The following is a 6932-nucleotide window of genomic DNA, read 5'->3' on the forward strand; positions in this document are numbered from 1 at the left end:
GCCTGCCGGCAGCAACCGGCGACCTTCACCAAAAGTTTGCCCTTCGATCGCTGCGCGTCCGACAGTCCCCCGCGGCATCACAGAGTTAGAGTTTGGCAGGAATTTCCGTGACGGGTTAAGAGCCGAGAGAAGAGTCTCGCGGCGCCCGTCATGGAGATACCCCATGACCCAACTCAATGTTCTGGATGCCGCGCGCGGCGAGCGCGGCGGCTATCGGGTGGATGTGAGCCGTGGTGAACGCGTCGGCCGCGTCGCTTCGGAGTGGTTTTCCCGGCCGGCGGACGAGCGGTTTTTGTCGCTCTCGGAGCTTCACGCCGCCGTGCGCGGCCGTGCCGAGCGAAGCCGGACTCGGACAGTCGAGAGCCCGGCGATCCGGGTGGAAGCGAATCGTGATGACGCGGAGCGTCTGACGCTGATGCTGCCGGGCGAAGATGTGCCGCTTGCGCCGACTCATTGGAGCTTCGGCCAGCTCTCAACGATGGTCGGAGCGCCGTCGTCCTATTTGCGGCAACTGCCGGCACCACTCGCCGCCATAAATCTTCAGTACGGACTGAGTTCGAATCGTGCCGAACTAATCAAGACGCTACAGGTAGAGGAGGGACGCGTCGAGTTGCGCGCGGTCACCAGCCCCGACTATGGGCGCATCTTTGACCAGGAACTGGTCGCCGCCGTGCAGCGCATCGCCGGCAATGGCACCGGCGACACGCGCTGGAAGGTGCCGGGCGTGCTCGACTGGTCGACCGGCATCTACAACCCGCGGGTTGATATCACGAAAGCCACGACGACGTTGTACGCATCAGATCGTGACGTCTTCCTGTTCCTGGTCGACGACCTCAATCCGATCGAGGCCGGCAAGCTGCCGGACGGCGCGCCCGACCTCTACTTCCGCGGTTTCTATTGCTGGAATTCCGAGGTCGGCGCCAAGACGCTTGGGATCGCGAGCTTCTATCTCCGCGCCGTGTGCCAGAATCGCAATCTCTGGGGTGTGGAGGATTTCGAGGAGATCACCATCCGCCACTCCAAATACGCAGCGTCACGGTTCGCGCACGAGGCGGCGCCGGCGCTCACGCGCTTCGCCAACTCCTCGCCGGCGCCGTTCGTCAATGGCATCAGGGCGGCGCGGGAGCGGATTGTTGCGCGCACGGATGAGGAGCGCACCGAGTTTCTGCGCAAGCGTGGATTCGGCAAGTCGGAGACGGCTAAGATCATCGAGACGGTGCTCGCCGAGGAAGGCCGCAAGCCTGAGAGCATCTTCGACTTCGTCCAAGGCATCACCGCCGTGGCGCGCGACAAGCCGTACCAGGACGCCCGGTTGGATCTCGAGGCGAAGGCCAAAAAGTTGCTCGATCGGGCTAACTGAGGCCGTTCGCGCCGCCCCGATGGAGCGCGCGTGACGAGCCTCAGCTCTCGGTTTCTCCGGCTGGCGCCGCCCTTCAGAGTTAGAGGGCGGCGCTTCGCTTCGTGACGGGCCAGAAGGTCGAGAGAGGTTCTCGACCGCCCGTCGCGGAGAAACTTCAATGGCTAAATCTGTTCGGAAGATCGTCCTGAGCCAGTCACGCGATATTCCTTTCAACCGGCTGGTGTTGAGCCAGTCCAATGTCCGCCGTATCAAGGCGGGCGTCTCGATCGAGGAGCTCGCGCAGGACATCGCGCGGCGCACCCTGCTTCAGAGCCTCACCGTCCGGCCGGTTCTCGACGAGGGGGGCGCCGAAACCGGCGTGTTCGAGGTCCCGGCCGGCGGGCGGCGCTATCGCGCGCTCGAGCTTCTGGTCAAGCAGAAGCGGCTCGCGCGCAACGCACCGGTCCCGTGCGTCATCCGGACCGATGGCCTCGCCGAGGAGGATTCGCTCGCCGAGAACGTCCAACGCGCGCCGCTTCACCCCCTCGACCAGTTCCGCGCGTTCCGCGACATGAGTGAGAAGGGCATGAGCGAGGACGAGATCGCTGCTGCCTTCTTTGTCAGCGTCCAGGTCGTCAAGCAACGGCTCCGGCTCGCCGCCATCTCGCCAGCGCTGCTCGACGTCTATGCCGAAGACGGCATGAGCCTCGACCAATTGATGGCGTTTGCGGTCAATCCAGACCACGAGCGCCAGCAGCAGGTATGGCAGGCGGTGCAGCGCTCGCACAATAAGGAACCGTATTACATCCGGCGTCTGCTCACTGAAGGCGCCGTGCGCGCCTCCGACAAGCGCGCCCAATTCGTCGGAATCGAGGCTTATGAGGCCGCCGGCGGCGACATCATTCGCGATCTTTTTCAGCAGGATGACGGCGGTTGGCTGCAAGAGCCGATGCTGCTCGATCGGCTCGTCGCCGAGAAGCTGGAACGCGAGGCCGGTAACATCCGCGCCGAAGGTTGGAAATGGGTCGAGGTCGCGGTCGATTTTCCCTACGGCCACATCTATGGTCTGCGCCGCATCTCCGGCGAGTCCGTCGTGATGACCGACGAGGAGGAGGCTGCGGCCGTAGCGCTGCGCGCCGAGTACGAGCGTCTCGAGCAGGAGCATTCCGACGTCGACGTCCTTCCCGAAGGGATCGATCAGCGCCTTGGCGAGATCGAGACGGCCCTTTCCGAACTCGATGAGCGACCGGTCCAGTACGATCCTGACGAGGTCGCGCGCGCGGGTGCCTTCGTCAGCATCGATGCGTCAGGCGCGCTTCGGGTCGAGCGCGGCTATGTTCGTCCCGAGGATGAGCCGGCAGTTCCGCAGGCGGAGGGAGAAGCTGACGCCGAGCGGGGTGCCACCTCAGCGGCGACCTCTGCGTCCGGAAATGCGACCGAAGGGCAGACACGCACCTCGGCGAATACCGAGGCGCCCAACGAAGAAGAGGGCATCAAGCCGATTCCTGACCGGCTGATGACCGAACTCACGGCGTATCGCACCCTGGCCTTGCGCAATGCGCTGGCAGGGGATCCGGACGTTGCGTTCCTGGCGGCACTGCACGCGCTTTGCCTGAAACTGTTTTACCGCTACACGCCCGAATCCTGCGTCGATATCGACGCCAAGAGCGTCGTCTTCGGCAGCCAGGCGCCGGGCCTCGGCGATGCCACGATCGCCAAGTCCGTCGACGAGAGGCACCGGCAGTGGTCGGAGCAGTTGCCGCGTGAATCAGCCGAGCTCTGGGATACGCTCGCGACCTTCGACCGGGACAGTCGCGATGGCCTGTTCGCACATTGCATCGCGCTGAGCGTCAATGCGGTGTACGAGCCCTGGAATCGGCGCCCGCGTGCGCTTGGCCATGCCGACCGCCTCGCCGAGGCAGTCGGGCTCGACATTGCTGCCGCAGGCTGGACGCCGACCGTCGACAACTACTTGGGGCGGGTAACCAAGGCGCGCATCCTGCAAGCCGTCCGCGAGGTCAAGGGAGAGACTGCGGCTCAGCTCATCGAGCACCTGAAAAAGGGCGAGATGGCGGAGCGGGCACAAGAACTCCTCGCTGGCTCGGGCTGGCTTCCGGAGCCGCTGCGCACGCCCGGCCAGGCCATCAGCACCACTTCAGTAGACGTGGAATCTGACCAAGTCTCGTGGTCCGATTCGAGCAGTGAGGACACGAACGCCGCCGAACGCGAAGCGACCAAGCTCGGCGCAGAGCATCTCGGCCAAGATGACGCGATTCTCACAGACGAGCCGCTTGCCGCGGCCGAGTAGGCGAGCAGAAGCATCACACTCGAAGGCCCGCCATCACAGGCGGGCCTTCTCTTTGGCGGGGATCAGTTATGTCAGCCCAAGTATCCGATCTCGCCCGCCGGCTGGCCGAGCGAGCCGAACTCGTCTGCCGGCACTATCTTTCAAATGGCCGGCGCGTTGGCCGCTATTGGGTTGTCGGCGACGTTCACAACACGCCTGGTCGATCCATGTTTGTTCGGCTGCGCCGCCACAATGGGGGTAAGGGAGCGGCCGGCAAGTGGACCGATGCTGCGACCGCTGAACACGGCGATCTGCTCGACGTCATCAGGGAAAGCTGCGGCTTTGCTGAATTCCGCGATGTCCTTGCCGAGGCGCGGCGTTTTCTCTGCCTGCCGCAGATCGAGGCGGAATCTAAATCGCCGCTCCCATCCGTTCCCATCGGTTCGCCGGAATCGGCTCGGCGCCTGTTTGCCATGTCCAAGCCCATTCATGGCACGCTCGCAGAAACATACCTCCGGACCCGGGGCATTTTGGGCTTGCATGAGCTTACCAGCCTTCGGTTTCACCCGCGTTGCTACTACAGGCCGGATCATGACCTCCCGACTGAGACCTGGCCGGCCCTGATCGCCGCCGTCACCACGCTCACTGGCATCGTCACCGGCGTCCACCGTACCTGGCTCGACCCCTCCGGTCGCAGCAAGGCGCCGATCGACACACCACGCCGCGCAATGGGCCTCTTGCTCGGCAACGCTGTCCGATTTGGACGGGCCGATGATGTCCTCGCCGCCGGTGAGGGCATCGAGACCATGCTCTCCTTGCGCTGTGCCCTGCCGACCTTGCCAATGGCATCAGCGCTATCGGCCAACCATCTTGCGGCCGTGTCGCTTCCACCCAACCTGCGCCGGCTTTACATCGCCTGTGATGCCGATGCTGCTGGAGAGGCCGTGGCATCCACGTTGACGCAGCGGGCCGAAGCCGCCGGTATCGAGGCGATCGCACTATCGCCCCTGCTTGACGACTTCAACGAGGATCTGCGCACCTTCGGCGTCAATGAGCTCCGGGCAGCGCTGCGCATTCAGCTTGCGCCTGCGGATGTCGTCCGCTTCTTGCCGTCGGCGGTCGCGGTCACGGCATGAGCGCCTGCGCTTCGCAATCGAGGTCGGCAGCCCGATCAAGGCGAGGCGTCGTTGTGAGAGGGCCGCGCCCGGCCTTCTAGAGGGCGATCGGACGGCAAGCGGACCGCACCGGCAATGGCAGGGGCGCGGCTATTTTCCGCCGGCGGTGGTCATCGCAGATCAACAGCGATCAGTCCATCCCGCCTTTGCATCGCGAAGCAAAATAGCCGCGCCCTGCCATCCTCCGCTGTCGCTTCGGCCCTCCGCGTTGCTTCGGGTTCTGGTCCGGTCCGCCCGCCGCCTGAGTGATCGCCACGAAGGCCGCGATGGTCGCGGCCGATCCACGGAGGGCCTCATCCCATGACCGATCGTGACGACACCGCATTCGAACCGCAGCACGGTTCATCCCCGCTTCATCACGTTCTGACCGAACTGCAACTCTACGGCTACCAACCATTCGGCGACGAACCCGATCCGAGGCCGTTTCCCGAAGCCAAGACGATTGCAGCGGCCGTTGCCGACATCTTCGATGCCTTCGTGGCAACCCTGAGCGACAGCCGCATGGAGCCGGACCTGGAGGACCTGCTCTGGTCGACGGTCAATCTGTTCCATCGAGCCGTCAACCGGATCGAGCGACAGCTCGACGACAACGAACAGGCGCAACGCAGGAGCCAACACGAGCAGGATGGCTCCGAGGTGCGGTCGGTCGAACTCGAGCGACTCGTCACGGAAGGGCTTTCGCTGATCGAACGCCGCAACTGCATGGAGCTGTTCCGTGAACAAGCCATCGCACAATTCGAAACTCACACTGGTTCGCTGTGGCGCCCGCGATCCGGGTCGCTCGTCGGCCATCGCTCGGTCACTTCGGCGGTGATCGACTCCCGAGACTTTCTCGCCGCAAAGCGTCGCGCCGAGACTGAGGTGCTTGTTCCGGTCGGACCCAAGGTCGCACTGACCGGAGGCCTCGACTTCGATGACCATCATCTGATCTGGGATCGCCTCGACAAGGTTCACGCCAAGCACAGTGACATGGTCCTGTTGCATGGGGGCTCACCAAAGGGCGCCGAGCTGATTGCGGCCAAATGGGCGACGAACCGCAAAGTTCCACAAGTCGCATTCAAGCCGGATTGGTCGAAGCACGCTAAGTCCGCACCTTTCAAGCGCAACGATCTCATGCTGACGATGATGCCGATCGGCGTCCTCGTGTTCCCGGGAACGGGAATTCAGGACAATCTCGCCGACAAGGCGAGGCGGATGGGAATCCCGGTCTGGAAATTTGGCGACGGCGGCGCATAGCGCCGCGATCGAGTCTCGCGCCTCATGCCGTGTATTACTCAAGATCGCTCCGAGAAGTCAGCGGGCTTTGCGAACTGTGCCGATTGTCGCCGTCACACACGGCCTCCGTCTGTATCCAGCCGGCCTGCATTGACGTCACCGTGCGGTTGTCGATTGCTGTCTCCCCAGAATGCGCCCGACGAGACCGGAGCGGGTTTGAACGAGTCTTCGATTGCGCTCGCAGCCGCAAGCAAAACAGCGTATAACCTTCGCTTCCGTATCGATTGTTGCTTCGATCGTTACGCGCGGTGATGTCCGGTCGATCCGATAGGCGGGACCTTCCTCGCAACACTTCGTAACCGCCATTCGCAACGCTTCGGCGCGCTATGTGCTGGAGCGGAGCCTGCTTGCAGGTGCCCTTATGCTCGGCAAGTGATTCGTCCCTTCTGCATGTGCGCCTCTCTTTTCCCACCTGAAAACGAACCGACCTCTTGTATCGTACGACCGATGGCCGTCACGTCTCCTCTCAATGTTGTTCAGCACGCGAAAACCTCGCCTCTTTGATGGCTTGATCTGGCCGAAGACCGGCTGCGCCTCGACCGTCTGAGACGCAACGCCAGTCTTGCGACTTTCTTCCCCTGGGCAAGCCCATTCCTCGCGCGACAAGAAAGTCTCAGCCTTGGCGTCCTCCGCGGTGCTTCGGCCCGCAAGCGGGTGCGTCGCCGATCGTCATTCGGCCTGGTCATCGCCATCGAGGCCGCGGTGGTCGCGGTCCGAAACAACGCAAGGAGACTTGATATGGCTACCATCGGTTCGTTCAAGAAGGTCGGCAACGATTTAGGTCATGCGCTGAGAAGTGTCCTTTAGCGCCATTGTCTGAGGGCTTGGCACGCAGACGTCCGAGTCAAGCGTTCCC

4 protein-coding genes are annotated in these 6932 nt (G+C 63.5%); all 4 read left to right on the plus strand.

Annotated features, from left to right (window positions below; translation table 11 throughout):
• Positions 1-163 precede the first annotated feature (163 nt).
• Positions 164-1360, plus strand: a complete 1197-nt coding sequence (locus ASG57_RS26450) for a hypothetical protein (RefSeq protein WP_057198201.1) — start codon at positions 164-166, stop codon at positions 1358-1360.
• Between the two features lie 157 nt (positions 1361-1517).
• On the plus strand, positions 1518-3647 hold the full coding sequence (locus ASG57_RS26455; protein ID WP_057198203.1) for a ParB/RepB/Spo0J family partition protein: 2130 nt from the start codon (positions 1518-1520) through the stop codon (positions 3645-3647).
• A gap of 68 nt (positions 3648-3715) precedes the next feature.
• Positions 3716-4762 carry a DUF7146 domain-containing protein gene (locus ASG57_RS26460; RefSeq protein ID WP_057198205.1) on the plus strand — a complete coding sequence of 349 codons (1047 nt, stop codon included), beginning with the start codon at positions 3716-3718 and terminating at the stop codon, positions 4760-4762.
• A gap of 339 nt (positions 4763-5101) precedes the next feature.
• Positions 5102-6037: a DUF2493 domain-containing protein gene (locus ASG57_RS26465; RefSeq protein ID WP_057198207.1), complete on the plus strand. Its 936-nt coding sequence runs from the start codon at positions 5102-5104 to the stop codon at positions 6035-6037.
• Positions 6038-6932 lie beyond the last annotated feature (895 nt).

This window comes from Bradyrhizobium sp. Leaf396, from assembly GCF_001424605.1.
Lineage (GTDB): Bacteria > Pseudomonadota > Alphaproteobacteria > Rhizobiales > Xanthobacteraceae > Bradyrhizobium > Bradyrhizobium japonicum_C.

Excerpts from the sequence above, each read along its gene's own strand:
- ASG57_RS26450 (WP_057198201.1), top strand. The coding sequence starts at position 164 with ATGACCCAACTCAATGTTCTGGATGCCGCGCGCGGCGAGCGCGGCGGC.
- ASG57_RS26460 (WP_057198205.1), top strand. The coding sequence starts at position 3,716 with ATGTCAGCCCAAGTATCCGATCTCGCCCGCCGGCTGGCCGAGCGAGCC.
- ASG57_RS26455 (WP_057198203.1), top strand. The coding sequence starts at position 1,518 with ATGGCTAAATCTGTTCGGAAGATCGTCCTGAGCCAGTCACGCGATATT.
- ASG57_RS26465 (WP_057198207.1), top strand. The coding sequence starts at position 5,102 with ATGACCGATCGTGACGACACCGCATTCGAACCGCAGCACGGTTCATCC.